Origin of the sequence: Ancylobacter sp. 3268, assembly GCF_031456575.1 — a bacterium.
In the GTDB taxonomy this organism is placed as follows: domain Bacteria; phylum Pseudomonadota; class Alphaproteobacteria; order Rhizobiales; family Xanthobacteraceae; genus Ancylobacter.
Genome location: NZ_JAVDUX010000001.1, coordinates 247,990 through 265,956 on the forward strand (window position 1 = coordinate 247,990; position 17,967 = coordinate 265,956).

Genomic DNA, 17,967 nt, shown 5'->3' on the forward strand with positions numbered 1-17,967 from the left:
CGCATTCCGATCCACAGCGGAGCCGGCATGGCTTCGGCAAGGGCGAGCGACCGGACCATTTTGGCGGTGGCGCTGGTGGTGTTCGCGGCGATCGTCGCGATGGGGGCCTTCGCGCTGCTGGCGGCGGAGCGCGTCGACGCTGCGGCGCGCCAGCGATGGACCGAGCTCGTCTCCCGCGCTCTGGAGAGCAAGGCCGGATTGCTGCAACGCGATCTCGCCAGCTTCGCGCATTGGGACGAATCCGTGCTGCGGACCGCCTATTTTCTCGATGTCGACTGGGTCCACCGCAACTTCGGCAAGTGGCTGCGCGACCAGGACCATCACGACCGCTCCTATATCGTGCTGAACACCGCGGTCGCCTATGCCGCGATCGATGGCGAGCTGGTCTCCGGCGAACAGGCGCCCTTCGACGAATCGGCGCTGCTTCCCTTCGTGCTCGACGTGCAGAAGGCCGTCGCCGGGCGGAGCGACCGGCAGGACGTGGATGCCGGCGCCGGCGCGGCAACGCCTTCGGCCTTCCGTGCCGGCTATGTCCGTGTGGAGGGGCGGCCGGCGTTGGTCGGCGCCATCAGCGTCACGCCCGACTATGGCCGGGTGATCGCCCCGGAGCAGATGCCGCCGGTGGCCGTCACCGTGCTGTTCATCGACGATCATTTCCTGAACGTGCTGGCGCGCGAATTGCGGATCGCCGAGCCGACCGTCAGCCTCAATCCGCCCGAGGCCGGGCAGCATGGGGTGGCGATCCCGTTCGTCGCCGGCGAGGCGGAGCCGGCCTGGCTGGTGTGGAAGCCTGACGCGCCGGGGACGGCGCTGCTGCACGCCCTGCTGCCGGCTCTTGTCGCGACGACGGTGCTGCTGCTGGCCGCGGCCGTCTGCGTGTTGTGGTACGCGCGCCGGGCCACGCAAAACCTTGCCGCCAGCGAGGCCTATGCCTCGCGGCTCGCCTATGTCGATCCGCTCTGCGGCCTCGCCAATCGCGCCATGCTGATGCGGGTGCTCGGCGACCGCCTTCTCCAGCTCGACGGCACCGGACACCGGCTGGCGGTCTTCTTCCTCGATCTCGATGGCTTCAAGGACATCAACGACACGCTCGGCCATCATGTCGGCGACGTGCTGCTGGCGGAAATCGGGACGCGCCTGAGGGAGCTGTCGATTCCCGGCCTGCTGGCGTCCCGGTTCGGCGGCGACGAATTCGTCATCCTGGCGCCCCTCGGGGACAAGCCGGGCGAGGTCGAGGCCATCGGCAACGCCATATTGGAGGCGGTGCGCAAGCCGGCCGCCGTCGGGGGACAATTACTCGCCGTCGGCGGCTCGATCGGCGCGACGATCGCACCGACCCACAGCACCGAGGCCAGCGAACTTATCCGGCTCGCCGACATCGCGGTCTATCGGGCGAAGGCCGACGGGCGTGGCCTGTTGCGGCAGTTCGAACCGCGCATGGAGCAGGAGGTTCGCCAGCGGCGCGACATCGAGACCGACCTGCAGCGGGCGCTGAAGGAAAACGAGCTGACGCTGTTCTACCAGCCCCAGTTCGCCGTGGACGGCCGCACGGTGATCGGCTTCGAGGCGCTGCTGCGCTGGATCCATCCCGCGCGCGGCCTGGTCTCGCCCGCCGAATTCGTGCCGATCGCCGAACATTCCGGGCTGATCACCGAGCTCGACCTTTGGGCGGTGCGCCGGGCCTGCGAGCAGGCGGCCGACTGGGGGGGCGCGCGGATGGCGGTCAACCTGTCGCCGGTGGATTTCCGCATGCGCGACCTTGTCGGGGCGATCCGGCGCATCCTGGACGAGACCGGCTTTCCGGCCGAACGGCTGGAGATCGAGATCACCGAGAACCTGCTGCTCGGCAACCAGCCGGAAGCCTTCGCCTCGCTCACCGCACTGCGCGCCATGGGCGTGCGGATCGCCCTCGACGATTTCGGTTCCGGCTATTCCTCGCTCGGCTATCTCCGGCGCTTCCGCGTCGACACCATCAAGATCGACCGCAGCTTCATCCAGAATATCGGCCAGACCGACGACGCCGCGGCCATCATCGACTGCGTGGTGCGGCTGGCGCGCGCCCTCGCCATCACCGTCACCGCCGAGGGCGTGGAGACGCGCGAGCAACTGCGCTATCTCCAGTCGGTCGGCTGTCATCATGTGCAGGGTTATCTGCTGGCCAGCCCGATGCCGCCGGGCAGCCTCAGCCGCTATATCGGGCAAGTGAAGCACGCCCACGAACATAGCGCCTCCCGTCACGCGGAGGCCTGATGGACGACGTATCGGGCACGGCCTTCTTCTATGCTGCCAAGCTGTTGTGGATGCTGGCGGTGCCCTCGAGCGCGCTGACCCTTCTCGCCGGGCTCGGCCTGCTGGCGGGGCTGCGCTATCGCCAGGCCGGAGGCTGGATGACGCTGGTCGGCGTGCTCGGCCTGCTGATCTGCGGGCTGGGTACGGTGGGACGGGCGCTGGCGGTGCCACTGGAGAACCGCTTTCCGATCTTCGTCGATGATGGCCGGCCGATCACCGGCGTGGTGGTGCTGGGGGGCGGCGAACGCCCGGATGTCACCGCGGCACGCGGGCAACCGGCCCTCACCCAGGCGGGCGAGCGGATGATGGCGCTCGCCGACCTATCTCGACGCTATCCCGAGGCCCGCATCGTGTTTTCCGGCGGCAGCGGGGATCTGGAGCGGCCGCCGCTCTCGGAAGCCGATGTCGTGCGCATGGTGCTGCCGCAACTCGGCGTCGATCCGGCACGGGTGGCCTTCGAGGCCGCCTCGCGCAATACCGCCGAGAACGCGGCCCTATCCCGCGCTCTGGTGCGGCCGACACCTGGCGAGCGCTGGCTGCTCGTCACCTCCGCCCTGCACATGCCGCGTGCCATGGGCAGCTTCGCGGCGGCGGGCTTTCCGGTGACCGCCTATCCGGTGGACTATCGCACGGCAGGGACGGTGCAATGGACCCGGCCCTTCGCACGGGTCAGCGAGGGGCTCGAAATGACCGATGCGGCGTTGCGCGAATGGATCGGTCTGGTCGCCTATCGCCTTACCGGGCGCACCGACGCGCTGTTCCCCGGTCCGGCAAGCTAGCGCCGGCGGCGCAAGCCTATTCCGGCAGCGGGGAGGTGGAGGGGGGCGGGCCGAGCCGGTAGACGCCGCGGAAATTGACCGGGTCCACCGGCTTGCCCTTGCGGTAGATGCCGAGCGCGCCCTCCTGAGCCAGGCGTATCGCCACGCGCCGCACCAGCGGCAGCACGGCCTGCCACTTGCCTTCCGGCATCAGGGCGCGGGCCGGCATCGCCGGATCGATGGTGCGTGCGGTATCGGCGAGCGCGGCGCGGATCGCCGCCTCGACATCGGTTTCCGAGGGCAGGGGGTTGGAATGGACAGAGGCGGTCATGAATTCTCCAGGGTGGCGGTCTCGTCGAGCACCCAATGCGAATCGCGCCCGAACTGGCGGTTCAGCATCACCACGAAGATCGCGACGGTTCCGATGATGAGCGCCCAGCCGTTGATGTACCAGCCCAGATAGGCAATGGCGAAGAAGAAGCCGCGCTGGCCACGGTTGAAGTGCCGGCCGGCGAGGGTCGCCATGCGCGCCAGCTTGGCGACGTGCGCCTGCGCCTGCGGTGTCGCCGCCTCGGAAGGGGGCGGCGTCGAGCCCAGCATGATCGCGGTGTAGTTGAACAGGCGGTAGGCCCAGGCGAATTTGAAGAAGACATGGGCGAAGATGATGGTGATGCCCAGCGTCTTCATCTCCCAGCCGGCACGGTCGATCTGCACATAGGGCAGGTGGGAGAAGATGGCGAGCACCTCCTCGGTCGAGCGCAGGATGGCCAGCGAGGCGCCGACCGCGAGCAGCGAGGTCGAGGCGAAGAAGGCGGTGCCGTTTTGCAGCGCAGCGACGATCTGCGTATCGACGATGCGATTCTCCCGCGCCAGCATCCGCTGCATCCACTCGTGGCGGAAAGCGTCCATGCGCTGGTTGAGCGTCCGTCCCTCCGCCCAGCGGCCCTCCATCATCTGGTGATAGGCGAACCAGGCCGCTGCGAAGACCGCCAGCGCCGCGTAATCCAGATAGGAAAAGCCGATCATGGAGTTGCCTTCCATTCGTGGCTCCATTTCCTCGCGCTGATTCGGCGCTCGTGCCGCCGCGCGACTCTGCTGTAGGCCGGCGTCCGAGAGGCTTTCAAGCCTGTCGGCAAGACAGCTGTGCAAAAAGCGGGCATGCGTTATTTGCGCATCAGATCTGTGCATAACGCAGTGCAACCCTTCCCTAACGCGATTGCACCCGCGGTAACGTTTCATTAAATATCGTAATAATCCGCAAGTGGCCGATGTCTCATTCCGGTTGTGGCGGTGTAACGGGATTATCCGGAGTTCACGAATGAATTCCCTTACCGAGCGCTCCTGCTGGGGGGTCGCGCGCTGGGCTGTCGTCGCCATTCTTGTGGGCGTCGCCCTTGTCTATCTGTTCGGCGGCTTTGGCGGCACGCCGGCGGTCGTCGGCTGATCGAGCCACGCGGATCACAAGGCCATTGCGGCGGCATCGCCGAGGCTTAGTGCCTTGGCGCGCGATGCCTTGTTGGTGCGTGATGCCCGGGTGATGCATCATCGCCGCTGATGGTCCCCATGACAGCTCTTCGCTTGTCCATTGCCATGCGCCGCTTCACTCTGGCGCCGGCAATGAAATGATCGCGGAGAGGGGCATGGCACTGAAGCTGTTGATCGCGAACAAGAATTATTCGTCCTGGTCGCTGCGGCCGTGGCTGCTGCTCAAGGCGTTCGACATCGCCTTCGAGGAGGAGATGGTGTTGCTCGGCGATGCCGACTTCAAGGCGCGGATCAGCGTGCATTCGCCGGCGCAGCGGGTGCCGGTGCTGGTCGATGGCGAAGCCGTCGTCTGGGAATCGCTCGCCATCATCGAGCACATCGCCGAACGTTTCCCCGAAAAGGCGATTTGGCCGTCCGCACCGGCAGCGCGGGCCTATGCGCGGGCGATCGCCACGGAAATGCATGGCGGCTTCGGCGCCCTGCGTTCGGCCGTGCCGATGAACCTGTGGCGCCCGATCGAGCCGCGCCCCCTCTCCGACAAGGCCGCCGCCGATCTGGCCGGCATTGCCGGCCGCTGGCGCGCCACCCGCGAACGGTTCGGCGCCGGTGGGGATTTTCTGTTCGGCGCCTTCAGCGCCGCCGACGCCATGTATGCGCCGGTGGCCACGCGGATACGCACCTATGACCTGCCGGTCGACGCGGTCGCTGCCGCCTATGTGGAGGCGGTCCACGCGCATCCCGCTTTCGTCGAATGGAAGGCGGCGGCGCTGAAGGAAGAGCAGGTGCTGCCGGCGGACGAGGTCGACTGGCCGGTGGTGAAACGCGTATAGGAGGCGGTCCGCCGGCCTGTCGCCGCGCGGCGTCCGCTTTCCGGGCCTGCCTTCATGCCGCTGCACCTTCTGAAGCTCTGCGTCGGAGCCGAATCGATCAAGGACCTTGAGGACTGGATCGGCGAGACGCTGGCCGCGCGCGACGCGCGTGGCCTTCCCATCGAACAGACCCACACCACCCGCATGGTGCCGACCCGAACCGACGAGATTCTCGACGGCGGCTCGCTCTATTGGGTGATCAAGGGCGAACTGGCCTGTCGTCAGCGGTTGACCGACATTCGACCCTTCGTCGATGCCGACGGGATCAGGCGTTGCCATCTGGTGCTGGAGCCGAAGGTGCACCGGGTGGAGCCGCGGCCGAGCCGCCCGTTCCAGGGCTGGCGCTATCTCGCTGCCAAGGATGCGCCGCCCGATCTCGCCGGAGAGCCGGCCGCCGCCATGCCCGATCAGTTGCGGCGCGAACTGAGGTCGCTCGGCCTGCTTTGAGGGCGGATGGAACCGAATCGGCCATTCCCAGCGTTGTCCCTGCGGAAATCCTTCGACAGGAGGCAGAGATGACCAAGAATATCGACGAGGCCGGGCTAAAAGAAGGGCAGGCGGTCACCGAAGAGCGGCAGGTGGTCGAGAGCGGAAATGTCGTCGTGCAGGCAAAACCGGTGGAGCGTCAGGCAACCGAGGTCCGCCCCATGCGATATGTCCTGGGAATCGGCCTGCTTCTCGTCATCATCGGCATGATGGTGACGTATATGAGCGTCTAGTCGGGGACGGCAATATTATCGATGAGCCGCGTCGTCCCCAATCGCGCGGCGACGAGCAGGCGTAGCGGCCCCTCGTCGCGCGCGGCCACCGGCGCCAGCGTCTCGGCATGGCGGGCGTCGAGATAGTCCAGCGCGAAGCCGGCGCTGCGAACACCGTCGCGGGCGGCCTCGATGGCCTGGGCTATCGGCGCTCCCGAACGGATCGCCTGCGCCGCCCCGGCAAGCGCTCGATGCAGCACCGGGGCGATGCCGCGCTCTTCGGGGCTCAGATACACATTGCGGGAGGAGAGGGCGAGGCCGTCCGGCTCCCGCACGGTGGGCACGCCGATCACTTGCACCGGCAGATCGAGATCGCGCGCCATGCGGGTGACCACCGCGAGCTGCTGATAGTCCTTCTCGCCGAATAGCGCGACATCCGGCGCGACCTGGCTGAAGAGCTTGGCGACCACGGTGGCCACGCCGGCGAAATGGGTCGGGCGGAAATCGGTTTCCAGCCCGCAGGCCGGTCCAACGAGCGAGACGGTGGTCGCGAAACCCTGCGGGTACATCTCGTCGACATCCGGTGCGAAGACGACATCGACGCCGGCCAGCGCCGCCTTCTCGCGGTCCGCATCGAGGGTGCGGGGATAGCGCGCAAGATCCTCGGTGGGAGCGAACTGGGTGGGGTTGACGAAGATCGACACCACGATCCGCTCGGCGTGCTGGTGGGCGGCCTGCATCAGCGCGACATGGCCGGCATGGAGAGCCCCCATTGTGGGTACCAGCGCGATACGCTCGCCGGCAGCCCGCCAGAGGCGCACGCGGGCGCGCAGTTCGGCAACGGTGTGGATGGTCTCTATGTCGGCCACGGCGGAACCCGTCCTGAGATGCGAAGGCGGGCGGGAACCTAGCAGCGGTTCCCGGCCGGTCAACTGGCCGTCATCCGCGCCTTGCCCGCCGCAGGCCGGTCTCCCACTTAACCCGAGGGCCGGTCTAGTATCGGCGCCGAATCGCGATTGAAACCCATGGCTGCCGACCGACCCACATCCTCGAAACCGCCGGTCACCGGGCCGAAACTATCCTCGCCCGCCGCTTCGGCCGGTTCGGAAGTGGCGGCCTTCCTCGCCGAGGTGGCGGCGCGCCCCCCGGCCTCGGCGGCGGGCGAGGCGCGCGGCCGGCTGATCTTCGCACTCGACGCCACCATGAGCCGCCAGCCGACCTGGGACCTGGCCTGCACGCTGCAGGCCGGCATGTTTGAGGAAGCGGCGGCCATTGGCGGGCTCGACATGCAGCTGGTCTATTATCGCGGCATCCATGAGTGCCGGGCCTCAGGCTGGGTCGGCGACGGTCGCCGGCTGGGCGCATTGATGGCGCGGATCGACTGCCGAGGCGGCCGCACGCAGATCGGCCGGGTTCTGGCGCATGCGGGCTCGGAGGCCGAGCGCGCGCGGATCGGCGCGGTGGTGTTCGTCGGCGACGCGATGGAAGAGGCGCTGGACGACCTCTGCGCCAAGGCAGGTCCTCTCGCCCTGCGCGGCGTGCCGGTGTTCCTGTTTCAGGAAGGTCGCGATCCGGTTGCCGAGCGCGGCTTCCGGGAAATCGCGCGGCTGACCGGCGGCGCCTGGTGTCGCTTCGATGCCGGCGCGGCGGAACAGCTCAGCGCACTGCTGCGGGCGGCGGCGCGCTACGCTGCCGGCGGGCGGCAGGCGCTGACGGCGCTGGCGAACGCGTCGCCGGGAGCCAAGCAGTTGCTGGCGGCCATGTCCGGGCCGAAATCGGGGGCGGGATGATCAATCTTCTGGCCGGCGCGGCCATCGTCGCGCTGCTCTATTACGGACTGAAGTTCTTCGCGCGCACCGATCCCCAGCGTCTCGCCCGCCTCGCCCGCAGCGTCGGCGGGTGGATCGCGGTGTTGCTGGCCGGTTTTCTGGGAGCGCGCGGCCATATCGAGACCGCGCTGCCGCTCGGCATATTCGGCCTGTCGCTGCTCGGATGGAACATCGGCACCGCAGCCAGATCGCCATGGTCGCGGCTGCGCCGCAGCGCCGGCCGCTCCTCCACGGTGCGCACCGCCAGCCTCGAAATGGTGTTGAACCATGACAGCGGGCAGCTTTCCGGCCGCGTTCTCACCGGCCCTCTGGCCGGACGGGAGCTCGATACCCTGCCGACAGGCGAAGTGGCGCGGCTGGCGCTGACGCTCGATGCGGAAAGCCGGCAGCTACTCGAAGCGTATCTGGACCGCCGGGCGCCCGGTTGGCGTGAACACGCTGAGGGCGAGGCGGGCCGGCGGAGCGCTGCGCCGCCGCAGGGCGGTACGATGACGGAACAGCAGGCCTACGAAGTGCTGGGGCTTCAGCCGGGGGCGGGGACGGACGAGATCCGAAAAGCTCACCGCGCTCTTATGAAGAAACTCCATCCCGACCAGGGCGGGTCGAACTATCTCGCCGCCCGGGTGAATGAGGCCAAGGACATCCTGCTCCGCAGCCATTGATCGCCCCGTTTCCAATCAGTTGCGGAAGACCATGCAGCCGAACTGGCCCTTCAGCGCCTTGCACGCCTTCTGGGCCGCGGACTGCTCGTCGAAGCCGGCGAAGCGGGCCCGCACGATGGTGTTCGACCCCTTGGTCGCCTGCTCGGTGTAGGGGTCGACCTTGGCGAGGGCGGAGCCGGCCTTGGCCTTGGCCTTGGCGAGCTGCGCACGGGCATCGGCCTCGCTGCCGAAGGCACCGATCTGGATGGCCCAGCCCGAACGCGGCGCCGCCGTGGCGCGCGAAGTGGTCTCGGCGATCTGACGCGGGATTTCCGCCGGATCGGCGCTGGCCAGACGCACCGGCTTGGCGGTCGGCGTCGGCTTGGGTGCCTGGGCGATCTGCGGCGGCAGCGAGGCGCGGCCGGAGGGCGCAGACTGGGTGAAGGCCAGCGTGCCGAGAATGCCGGGCTGGTTCGAGAAGCCGGCCACGGGGGCGGACGGCTTGGCGACCGCCACGGTTTTCACCGAAGTGGGAATGATGGGCTCGGCCGAGCCAACGGAGGGAGCCGGCGGCGGCAGCGGCGCCGTGCGGGCCGGGGCGGGCTCCGGCATGGCCGGGGAGACCATGGCGATGCGCTGCGGCGGCAGGGCGCCGGTGGTGACGGGATCGGCTTCGCTCGCCTGCTCGGCGGTGTCTTCGTCGACCTCATCCGGCGCGGTGGCATCGACCACCGAGGCCATGGCGAGATTCGGCCGCCCCGAGGGGATCGGGATGACCGCCGGCGCCGGCGCTGCGGCAGGGGTGGGGATCGGCGCGGCCTGCGCCACCGCGACTTCCTCGGCCGCGCCGCTGCCGGAGGGAGGCGAGGACATGCGGGCCACCATCTGACGGCCGGAATAGGCGCGATCGAAGGTCCCGGAGATCAACTGGGCCATGCGGTTGTCGCGCGAGGCGCCGCTGGTGCCGCCCAGCACCACGCCGATGACGTAGCGGCCATTGCTCTTGACGCTGGTCAGCAGGTTGAAGCCGGAGGCATTGGTGTAGCCGGTCTTGATGCCGTCCACGCCTTCGAGGCGCCCGAACATGCGGTTGTGGTTGCGGATCGCGACGCCCTGGTAATTGAACGAACGGATCGAGAAATACGCGTAGTAGCGCGGGAACCGCTCCTGGATCGCGCGGCCGAGAATGGCCAGATCACGCGCCGTGGTGACCTGCTGCGGATTGGGCAGGCCGTTCGGGTTCTTGAAGGTGGTGCGGGACATGCCGAGCTGTCGGGCTCGACGGGTCATCAATGCGGCGAACGTATCGGAATCGCCGGCGATCGCCTCGGCGATCACGACTGCGGCATCATTGGCGGAGCGGGTAATCAGACCCTGGAGCGCGTCTTCGACCGAAATCGTCGAGCCGGCCCTCAGCCCCAGCTTGGTGGGGGACTGCCGCGAGGCATAGGCGGAGACGGGGAGGCGGGAGTCGAGCCGGAGCCGCTTGGCCTCGAGCTGCTCGAACAGCAGATAGAGCGTCATCACCTTGGTCAGCGAGGCCGGATGGCGCAGTGCGTCCGCGTTCTCCTCATGCAGGACGCGGCCGGTATTGGCGTCGATCACGATATCGGCATAACCGCGCTGCCACCGGCTATCGACCACCTGGGCGGCGGCCGGTTTCCTCTGGCTGGTCTTCTTCTTTCTCGCCGCGGCGTCCGCACCGCCCGTGCCCGCGATCGACAACACCAGAATGGCCACCCCAGCGCGCAGAAGTTGCGTGCCCACAGTTCCCGGAAGCCGCATGAACCCGTCCCGTCACTCAATTTGCCGGCCCGCGCCGGTCATTCGCATCAAGCCGGCTGGAGCGGATGCGAGGCCCTGAGGCGACCCGCATCGAGCTGACCGTTGCCGGACGATCACTCCCGCAATGATAAGGAGAGCGCGGTTACGAACTCGTAAATCCCGGCGTAAGCGAGGCAATTGCAGGCGCTTGGAAAAACTGGGTCAGTGATGCTGTCTTGTTGCGTCGCACAAAATTTATTGACGTTGATGGTGCGCTGCATTATTTCTGACGCTAGCGACGTTGATGCAGGCAGCGCGCGGTTCACGTTGGCGCATGAGAAAAGTGAGGAGCGACCCGATGATCCAGAACATCGACGAGATTCAGAAGCTGGGCAAAGACAATCTCGACCTGGCCATGAAGAGCTTCGGCACCGTGTCGAAGGGCGTGCAGGCCATCGCCGTCGAAGTGGCCGACTACTCCAAGAAGTCCTTCGAGGAAGGCACCGCCGCGGCCGAGAAGCTGTTCGGCGCCAAGACCCTCGACAAGGCCGTCGAGATCCAGTCCGACTATTTCAAGAACTCCTATGAGAGCTTCGTCGCCCAGGCGACCAAGATCGGCGAGCTCTATGCCGATCTCGCCAAGGAGTCCTACAAGCCCTACGAAGGCATTCTCGGCAAGCTGCCGATCGGCAAGTGAGCCCTGGCCGGTAATCGTCGCTGGTTCGGCCCGCCGCTGGGTGTGCCGCGTAGATTTGTCTCATGCGCCCGAAAGGCCCGGTGAAAGCCGGGCCTTTTTGTTTCAGCGTCTTCGCTTTTTCGGATTTTCCCGCTTTGCACGGTGCCGGGCGGTGCCGTGGGCCGGTCAACTCATTGCGACCGGCGCACGCTCTCGCTACTCTGGCAGAGTGAGCCGGGCGTACCTATTATATCGTGCAGCCCGGCCAGCTTAGCCGAGCGAGGTGAGCCTTTCATGTCAGTGACCACGCCTTCCCGAACTGTCGATACCAGGATGGGCGACGACGAGCGTCGCCGCCGCGGCGATGGCATGCCCGGGACAGCGGTGATCACCCGCACCAAGCCGCAGGTGAAGCGGCCGAGTCTGTATCGGGTACTGCTCCTCAACGACGACTACACGCCAATGGAGTTCGTCGTTCACGTGCTGGAGCAGTTCTTCAACAAGAACCGGGAGGAGGCCACTCACGTCATGCTGCATGTGCATCAGCACGGCGTGGGGGAGTGCGGCGTCTTCACCTATGAGGTGGCCGAAACAAAGGTCACGCAGGTGATGGACTTCGCACGAAAGCACCAGCATCCTTTGCAGTGCGTCATGGAGAAGAAGTGACGCTCTGCAGCGGCTAAACGAAGAGGTACCCATGCCGACCTTCTCCCGCAGCCTCGAGCAATCGCTTCACCGAGCCCTGGCGCTCGCCAACGAACGTCACCACGAGTACGCGACCCTCGAGCACCTGCTGCTGTCCCTCGTGGACGACCAGGACGCCGCGGCGGTGATGCGGGCCTGTAACGTCGATCTTGAAAAGCTTCGCCGCAACCTTGTCGAGTATATCGATACCGAGCTCGACAACCTCGTGCAGGACGGCGGCGAGGATTCCAAGCCGACGGCCGGCTTCCAGCGCGTGATCCAGCGCGCGGTGATCCATGTGCAGTCGTCCGGGCGCGAGGAAGTGACCGGCGCCAACGTTCTCGTCGCGGTGTTCGCCGAGCGCGAGAGCCATGCGGCCTATTTCCTGCAAGAGCAGGACATGACCCGCTACGACGCGGTGAACTACATCAGCCACGGCATCGCCAAGCGCGCGGGCATGTCGGAGAGCCGGCCGGTGCGCGGTGCCGAAGAGGAGACCGAGACGAAGACCGGGGACGAGACCAAGAAGAAGGCCGATGCGCTCGACGCCTACTGCGTGAACCTCAACAAGAAGGCACGCGACGGCAAGATCGACCCGCTGATCGGCCGCGACAGCGAGATTCAGCGGACCATCCAGGTGCTCTGCCGCCGGTCCAAGAACAACCCGCTTTTCGTTGGTGACCCCGGCGTTGGCAAGACCGCCATCGCCGAGGGGCTGGCCCGTCGCATCGTCGACGGCGATGTGCCCGAGGTACTGGCCACCGCCACCGTCTTCTCGCTCGACATGGGCTCGCTGCTCGCCGGCACCCGCTATCGCGGTGATTTCGAGGAGCGCCTCAAGCAGGTCGTCAAGGAGATCGAGGCCTATCCGAACGCCATCATGTTCATCGACGAGATCCACACCGTGATCGGTGCCGGGGCGACGTCGGGCGGCGCCATGGACGCCTCGAACCTGCTCAAGCCGGCACTGGCCTCCGGCTCGCTGCGCTGTATCGGCTCGACCACCTATAAGGAGTACCGCCAATACTTCGAGAAGGACCGTGCCCTGGTGCGTCGCTTCCAGAAGATCGACGTCGCCGAGCCGACCGTTCCGGACGCCATCGAGATCCTCAAGGGCCTCAAGCCCTATTTCGAGGACTATCACCGGCTGCGCTACACCAACGACGCCATCAAGGCGGCGGTGGAGCTCTCCGCCCGCTACATCCACGACCGCAAGCTGCCGGACAAGGCGATCGACATCATCGACGAGTCGGGCGCCGCGCAGATGCTGGTGCCGGAGGCCAAGCGCAAGAAGACCATCGGCGTGAAGGAGATCGAGGCGACCGTCGCCACCATCGCCCGCATCCCGCCCAAGACGGTCTCCAAGGACGATGCCGAGGTGCTCGCCACGCTGGAGACGACGCTCAAGCGGGTCGTCTACGGCCAGGACAAGGCCATCGAAGCGCTGTCCTCGGCGATCAAGCTGGCCCGTGCCGGCCTGCGCGAACCGGAGAAGCCGATCGGCTCCTACCTGTTCTCCGGCCCGACCGGCGTCGGCAAGACCGAAGTAGCCAAGCAGCTCGCCTCCTCGCTCGGCGTCGAACTGCTGCGCTTCGACATGTCGGAATATATGGAGCGTCATACCGTCTCGCGGCTGATCGGCGCGCCTCCCGGCTATGTCGGCTTCGACCAGGGTGGGTTGCTCACCGATGGCGTCGACCAGCACCCGCATTGCGTGCTGCTGCTCGACGAGATCGAGAAGGCGCATCCCGACCTGTTCAACATCCTGCTGCAGGTGATGGACCATGGCCAGCTGACCGACCATAACGGCAAGCAGGTGAGCTTCCGCAACGTCATATTGATCATGACGACCAATGCGGGCGCTGCCGATCTGTCGAAGTCGGCCTTCGGCTTCACCCGCTCCAAGCGGGAAGGCGACGACGTCGAGGCGATCAACCGGCTGTTCGCGCCGGAATTCCGCAACCGGCTCGACGCCATCATCGGCTTCGCCCACCTCACCAGCGACGTCATCGGCCTGGTGGTGGAGAAGTTCGTGCTGCAGCTGGAGGCGCAGCTCGCCGACCGCAACGTCACCATCGAGCTGTCGGACGACGCGACGGCGTGGCTGGTGGAGCGCGGCTATGACCAGCAGATGGGCGCCCGCCCGATGGGCCGGGTGATCCAGGAGCACATCAAGAAGCCGCTGGCTGACGAGGTGCTGTTCGGCAAACTGAAGAATGGCGGCCATGTCCGGGTCATCGTCGCCACGGACGAGGCCGGCGACAGCACGCTCGGCTTCGAGTTCCCGGAAGGCCCGGTCACGCCGAAGCCGGAGAAGATCGAGCCGCCCAAGGCCAAGCGGGTCCCGCGCCGCAAGCCCGCCGCTCCCAAGGCCAAGAAGGCCGGACCGGGTGAAGGTGGCAACCGCGGCCGTTCTTCCGGCGGCTCGCGCGTGCCCAAGGTGCCGCTGGTCAAGGCCTGAGCCTTCCCGTCGCGATCACAGCCCTCCCGCCGGATGCCCGGCGGGAGGGTTTTCTTTTGCCGCCGCCGCGGCCCGGGAGCCGGCTTCGCCGCATCGCGGCAAATCTTCCAAAGGTCGAGCTTGACCGTGACGCCGCACCGGTCAATCAACGGCCGACATGAGCGCGCCGATGCAGCCATCCGATCCAGCCGCCGCCGAGGCCGGCCCCGCCTTTCGTGCCGGTTACTTCCTGCGAGGTGTCGCGGGGGCCTTCTCGGTGCCCGGCGTCGTGCTGATGGCCACCTTTGTCGGCTTCGGCGGCCTGCTGCATGACGTCGGTTTCCCGATCGGCGCCGGATTGCTGTCGACGCTGCTGATCTGGGCGCTGCCGGCTCAGGTGATCCTCGTCGGCGGCATCGCCTCGGGCGCGGCGCTGCCGGCGATAGCGATCGCCGTGTGCCTCTCCGGCGTGCGGTTGATGCCGATGGTGGTGGCGCTGATGCCACTCATGCGCGGCAGGCGCCCGAGCTTGTGGCTGGAACTGATCGCGGCGCATTTCGTCGCCGTCACGATGTGGGTGGAGGGCTTCCGGCTGCTGCCCAAGGTGAGGCAGGAGGGACGGCCCTCCTATGCCATCGGCCTCGGCGCCGGGCTGACCGCCGCCAGCATGATCGCCACCGGCGCCGGCTTCTATCTCACCAGCTTGCTGCCGGGGCCGCTGGCCGTCGCCCTGCTGCTGCTCACCCCGATCTCCTTCACCATCCTCTTGGTGCGCAACGCCCGCGAGCGGGTGGACTGGCTCGCCATCGGGTTCGGCGCGGCGCTGTCGCCGCTGGTCGCCAACACGCCGGGCGGCCTCGACCTGTTCTGGAGCGGGGTCGGCGGCGGCACGCTGGCATTCTTCATCGCCCGGATCTGGAAGGCCGACCGGGCATGACGCCGTTCTCCAATGAAATGACCGCAATTCTCGTGGTGATCGTCATCGGCTTTCTGCCGAACGAGATATGGCGGGTGCTCGGCGTGTTGCTGGGGCGCGGGCTCGACGAGAACAGCGCCTGGATGCAATGGGTGCGCGCGGTGGCGACCGCGCTGCTCGCCGCCGTCGTCGCCCGTCTCCTGCTCATCCCGAGCGGCGCGCTGGTGGCGTTGCCGTTCCTGCTGCGCGCAGGTGCGGTGGGCGCCGGCGTCGCCGGCTTCCTGCTGGTGCGGCGCTCGGTGCTCGCCGGCGTGCTGACCGCCGAAGCGGTGCTGATCGCCGGTGCCTGGTGGCTCGGCGTCGTCAACTGACGCCGAGGCGAGCACGGCTCAGCCCTGCAGCGCCGCCTTCAGCCTGGCGGCCTGTTCGGCGAGAATTTCGGGCGCTTCCTTGTAGGACAGCGGCGGCCGAAGCTCGACGCCGAGCCGACGCGGAATCACATGAACATGCAGGTGGAACACTTCCTGCCCGCCGGCGTGCTCATTGTGCTGGGTCAAGGTGATGCCTTCGGCCTCGAAGACACCGAGCTGGGCCCGGGCAATGCGCTGGGCGGCGGCCATCACCGCGGCGAGGTCGTCGGCCTCGACATCCAGGAGATTGCGGGCCGGCGCCTTGGGAATCACCAGGGTATGGCCGGCCGCACGCGGCATGATGTCGAGGAAGGCGAGCACCTTGTCGTCTTCATAAACCCGGTGCGACGGGATCTCGCCGCGCAGAATCTTCGCGAAGATGTTGTTCGGATCGTAGGCCATCTCACCCTCCCTATGCCCGGATTGGATGGCAAGCCGGAGGGCGCGGGTCAAGGCTCGTCGTGATCCCGACGAAACGGCGCCTGTGCCGCGAGTTCCGCCTGCGCTTCCTGCGAATAGCTGCGCTCGCGCGCCAGATAGGCGGCAACCGCCTCGCGGAAGCCGGGATCGGCAATGAAATGCGCCGAGCGGGTGGTCACCGGCAGGTAGCCGCGCGCCAGCTTATGTTCGCCCTGCGCGCCCGCCTCGACGGTGGAGAGGCCGCGGGCGATGGCGAAATCGATGGCCTGATGGTAGCAGACCTCGAAATGCAGGAAGGGGTGCTCCTCGATGCAGCCCCAGTGCCGGCCATAGAGCGTGTCCGAACCGATGAAGTTGATCGCACCGGCGATCGAGCGGCCGCCACGCCGTGCCATGACCAGCAGGATGCGGTCGGCCATGCGCTCGCCGATCAGCGAATAGAAGCGGCGGTTGAGATAGGGCCGGCCCCATTTGCGCGAGCCGGTCTCCATGTAAAAGGCGAAGAACGCGTCCCAATCCGCCTCGGTAATCTCCCGGCCGGTGAGCCACTTGATGTCGATGCCGTCCGCCAGTGCGTCGCGGCGCTCGCGGCGGATCGCCTTGCGCTTGCGGGAGGCCAGCTCGCCGAGGAAATCGTCGAAGCTGCCATAGCCGCGATTGGTCCAGTGGAATTGCTGGTCGATGCGCGGCAGCCAGCCCTCGGAATCGAAGACCGCCGCATCGGTTTCGGTGAGGAAGGTCGCGTGCACCGAGGAGGCGCGACGCATGTCGCACAGCGTGGCGAGGCCCTGCGCCAACGCCCGCTTTGCGGCGGCGGCATGGGCGCCGGGGCGCACCAGCAGCCGCGGGCCGGTCGCCGGGGTGAAGGGCACGCTGACCTGGAGTTTCGGATAGTACTGGCCGCCGGCGCGCTCATAAGCGTCGGCCCAGCCATGGTCGAAGACGTATTCGCCCTGCGAATGCGTCTTCAGATAGGCCGGACAGAGGGCCAGCGGCTGGCCGCCTTCGCCCTCCAGAACCAGATGCTGCGGGTGCCAGCCGGTGCGGGCGCCGACGGAGCCCGATTCTTCCAATGCCGATAGAAATTCGTATGAAACGAACGGGTTATAGGGAGATTTCTCATCTTTAAGATCAGGATCCCTATCCAGCGCATCGGCAGGGTTGGCGCAGGCGTTCCACTGTGCGGCGGTGAGGGCGGATATGTCGCTCTCGACGCGCAGGCGGATGGTGTCGGAACTCATGAGCGTCGCGGAACCTCGGGCAGGGTGCGGCGGAGGCGCCGCATCGCACAATGTGCGCCTTCGCCCGGCGTCCTTAAAGAGCCCTCACGCCGATTCGATATCGGGCAGGAAGCCCTCGAAGATGATCTGGTCGGCGTGCCGTGCCGCGATCGCCCGGTCTTCCGGCGTGCGCACGGTCCAGCTCAGCACCGCCAGTCCGGTGGCGCGCCGGGCCAGCGACACCGCCGGCGAGGGCAGGTCCTTCACATAATGGGCGAGGAAGTCCGGCTGCATGCGCGGGAAATGCAGTAGATTGCCCCAGGCGAAGCGGGTCGCCGGGCTGAGCATGTCCCATTCCGGATCGTCGTAGAGGCGTTCCATGGTGAAGCCGCGCGGAATGGTGGGAGCGAGCGTCCGCACCGCTGCCACCAGATCGGGATCGAACGACATGAGCGCTATCGGGCCGGCATAGGCGGCCAGCACCTCCACGGCGCGGATGGCGACCGCCGTGTTGCCGTCGTAGCGGCTCTTGAGCTCGATCACCAGCGGCACGCGGCTGCCGACACGCTCCAGAAGCTCGGCGAGCGTCATGATGCGATCGGCGGTGCCGCGCATGACGACGCCCTTGAGCTCCTGCAGGGTGAGTGCCTCGCTCGGCCCGGTCGCCTCCGTCAGCCGATCGAGATCGTCGTCATGGAACACCATCGCCTCGCCATCGGCGGAAAGCTGGATGTCGACCTCGATGGCATAGCCGCGCGCCAGCGCGGCATCGACCGCCGAGGGCGTGTTCTCGATGATGCCGCGCGCCGCATCGTGCAGGGCGCGGTGAGCGATGGGACGCGCGGTCAGCCAAGCAGGGGCTTTCATG

Annotated in this window: 20 protein-coding genes; 13 read left to right on the forward strand and 7 right to left on the reverse strand. The window is 67.3% G+C overall.

The window, feature by feature from the left end; translation table 11 throughout:
• Window positions 1-27 precede the first annotated feature (27 nt).
• Both J2X65_RS01180 and J2X65_RS01185 read left to right on the forward strand, forming a co-directional pair.
• A complete protein-coding gene (locus tag J2X65_RS01180; RefSeq protein ID WP_310196807.1) occupies window positions 28-2,250 on the forward strand; it encodes a bifunctional diguanylate cyclase/phosphodiesterase in 2,223 nt (740 codons plus the stop codon).
• Complete coding sequence (locus tag J2X65_RS01185; RefSeq protein ID WP_310196809.1) at window positions 2,250-3,068, forward strand: YdcF family protein; 819 nt, start codon at window positions 2,250-2,252, stop codon at window positions 3,066-3,068. Before J2X65_RS01180 ends, J2X65_RS01185 begins: the two co-directional genes overlap by 1 nt.
• A 16-nt stretch (window positions 3,069-3,084) precedes the next feature.
• Here the strand turns inward: J2X65_RS01185 and J2X65_RS01190 are convergent, their stop codons facing one another.
• Together J2X65_RS01190 and J2X65_RS01195 are read right to left on the reverse strand one after the other, a co-directional pair.
• A complete protein-coding gene (locus J2X65_RS01190) occupies window positions 3,085-3,378 on the reverse strand; it encodes a DUF3253 domain-containing protein (protein ID WP_310196812.1) in 294 nt (97 codons plus the stop codon).
• A complete protein-coding gene (locus J2X65_RS01195; protein WP_404977652.1) occupies window positions 3,375-4,073 on the reverse strand; it encodes a DUF599 domain-containing protein in 699 nt (232 codons plus the stop codon). Before J2X65_RS01195 ends, J2X65_RS01190 begins: the two co-directional genes overlap by 4 nt.
• Before the next feature lie 292 nt (window positions 4,074-4,365).
• Between J2X65_RS01195 and J2X65_RS01200 the strand changes: the two genes are divergently transcribed.
• The 4 genes from J2X65_RS01200 to J2X65_RS01215 all read left to right on the forward strand — a co-directional run bounded on the left by J2X65_RS01200 (window position 4,366) and on the right by J2X65_RS01215 (window position 6,120).
• Window positions 4,366-4,491: a hypothetical protein gene (locus J2X65_RS01200; protein WP_310196817.1), complete on the forward strand. Its 126-nt coding sequence runs from the start codon at window positions 4,366-4,368 to the stop codon at window positions 4,489-4,491.
• A 196-nt stretch (window positions 4,492-4,687) separates the two neighbouring features.
• Window positions 4,688-5,362, forward strand: coding sequence for a glutathione S-transferase family protein (locus J2X65_RS01205; protein WP_310196818.1), 675 nt, complete (start codon window positions 4,688-4,690; stop codon window positions 5,360-5,362).
• A 54-nt stretch (window positions 5,363-5,416) separates the two neighbouring features.
• Window positions 5,417-5,848: a DUF1489 domain-containing protein gene (locus J2X65_RS01210; protein ID WP_310196820.1), complete on the forward strand. Its 432-nt coding sequence runs from the start codon at window positions 5,417-5,419 to the stop codon at window positions 5,846-5,848.
• A gap of 68 nt (window positions 5,849-5,916) precedes the next feature.
• A complete protein-coding gene (locus J2X65_RS01215; RefSeq protein WP_310196822.1) occupies window positions 5,917-6,120 on the forward strand; it encodes a hypothetical protein in 204 nt (67 codons plus the stop codon).
• On the opposite strand, the gene panC is transcribed toward J2X65_RS01215, so the two are convergent.
• Window positions 6,117-6,968, reverse strand: a complete 852-nt coding sequence (gene panC / locus J2X65_RS01220) for a pantoate--beta-alanine ligase (RefSeq protein ID WP_310196825.1) — start codon at window positions 6,966-6,968, stop codon at window positions 6,117-6,119. The two genes, J2X65_RS01215 and panC, sit on opposite strands and share 4 nt — an antisense overlap.
• Before the next feature lie 156 nt (window positions 6,969-7,124).
• On the opposite strand from panC, the gene J2X65_RS01225 reads away from it, so the two are divergent.
• Window positions 7,125-7,889, forward strand: a complete 765-nt coding sequence (locus J2X65_RS01225) for a VWA domain-containing protein (RefSeq protein ID WP_310196827.1) — start codon at window positions 7,125-7,127, stop codon at window positions 7,887-7,889.
• Complete coding sequence (locus J2X65_RS01230; RefSeq protein WP_310196830.1) at window positions 7,886-8,590, forward strand: DnaJ domain-containing protein; 705 nt, start codon at window positions 7,886-7,888, stop codon at window positions 8,588-8,590. The genes J2X65_RS01225 and J2X65_RS01230 overlap by 4 nt, the downstream gene beginning before the upstream one ends.
• Window positions 8,591-8,605: 15 nt before the next feature.
• Here J2X65_RS01230 and J2X65_RS01235 read toward each other — a convergent pair whose 3' ends face one another.
• The gene (locus J2X65_RS01235; protein ID WP_310196832.1) at window positions 8,606-10,354 is read right to left on the reverse strand and encodes an SPOR domain-containing protein; all 1,749 of its coding nucleotides are present in this window, start codon (window positions 10,352-10,354) and stop codon (window positions 8,606-8,608) included.
• 337 nt (window positions 10,355-10,691) lie between these two features.
• On the opposite strand from J2X65_RS01235, the gene J2X65_RS01240 reads away from it, so the two are divergent.
• The 5 genes from J2X65_RS01240 (at window position 10,692) to J2X65_RS01260 (ending at window position 15,420) form a co-directional block, all read left to right on the forward strand.
• On the forward strand, window positions 10,692-11,030 hold the full coding sequence (locus tag J2X65_RS01240) for a phasin family protein (protein ID WP_213358529.1): 339 nt from the start codon (window positions 10,692-10,694) through the stop codon (window positions 11,028-11,030).
• A 312-nt stretch (window positions 11,031-11,342) separates the two neighbouring features.
• The gene (gene clpS / locus J2X65_RS01245; protein WP_310196835.1) at window positions 11,343-11,675 is read left to right on the forward strand and encodes an ATP-dependent Clp protease adapter ClpS; all 333 of its coding nucleotides are present in this window, start codon (window positions 11,343-11,345) and stop codon (window positions 11,673-11,675) included.
• Between the two features lie 31 nt (window positions 11,676-11,706).
• A complete protein-coding gene (clpA, locus tag J2X65_RS01250) occupies window positions 11,707-14,154 on the forward strand; it encodes an ATP-dependent Clp protease ATP-binding subunit ClpA (protein ID WP_310196837.1) in 2,448 nt (815 codons plus the stop codon).
• A 169-nt stretch (window positions 14,155-14,323) separates the two neighbouring features.
• On the forward strand, window positions 14,324-15,070 hold the full coding sequence (locus J2X65_RS01255) for an AzlC family ABC transporter permease (RefSeq protein WP_310196840.1): 747 nt from the start codon (window positions 14,324-14,326) through the stop codon (window positions 15,068-15,070).
• Entirely contained in the window at window positions 15,067-15,420 is a 354-nt protein-coding gene (locus J2X65_RS01260; RefSeq protein WP_310196843.1) for an AzlD domain-containing protein, read from the forward strand. The genes J2X65_RS01255 and J2X65_RS01260 overlap by 4 nt, the downstream gene beginning before the upstream one ends.
• Window positions 15,421-15,438: 18 nt before the next feature.
• Here the strand turns inward: J2X65_RS01260 and J2X65_RS01265 are convergent, their stop codons facing one another.
• The 3 genes from J2X65_RS01265 to J2X65_RS01275 all read right to left on the reverse strand — a co-directional run bounded on the left by J2X65_RS01265 (window position 15,439) and on the right by J2X65_RS01275 (window position 17,966).
• Window positions 15,439-15,861, reverse strand: coding sequence for an HIT family protein (locus tag J2X65_RS01265; protein ID WP_310196845.1), 423 nt, complete (start codon window positions 15,859-15,861; stop codon window positions 15,439-15,441).
• Between the two features lie 47 nt (window positions 15,862-15,908).
• The gene (locus tag J2X65_RS01270; RefSeq protein ID WP_310196848.1) at window positions 15,909-17,120 is read right to left on the reverse strand and encodes a GNAT family N-acetyltransferase; all 1,212 of its coding nucleotides are present in this window, start codon (window positions 17,118-17,120) and stop codon (window positions 15,909-15,911) included.
• An 84-nt stretch (window positions 17,121-17,204) separates the two neighbouring features.
• Entirely contained in the window at window positions 17,205-17,966 is a 762-nt protein-coding gene (locus tag J2X65_RS01275) for a glycerophosphodiester phosphodiesterase family protein (RefSeq protein ID WP_310196850.1), read from the reverse strand.
• Window position 17,967: the final 1 nt, after the last annotated feature.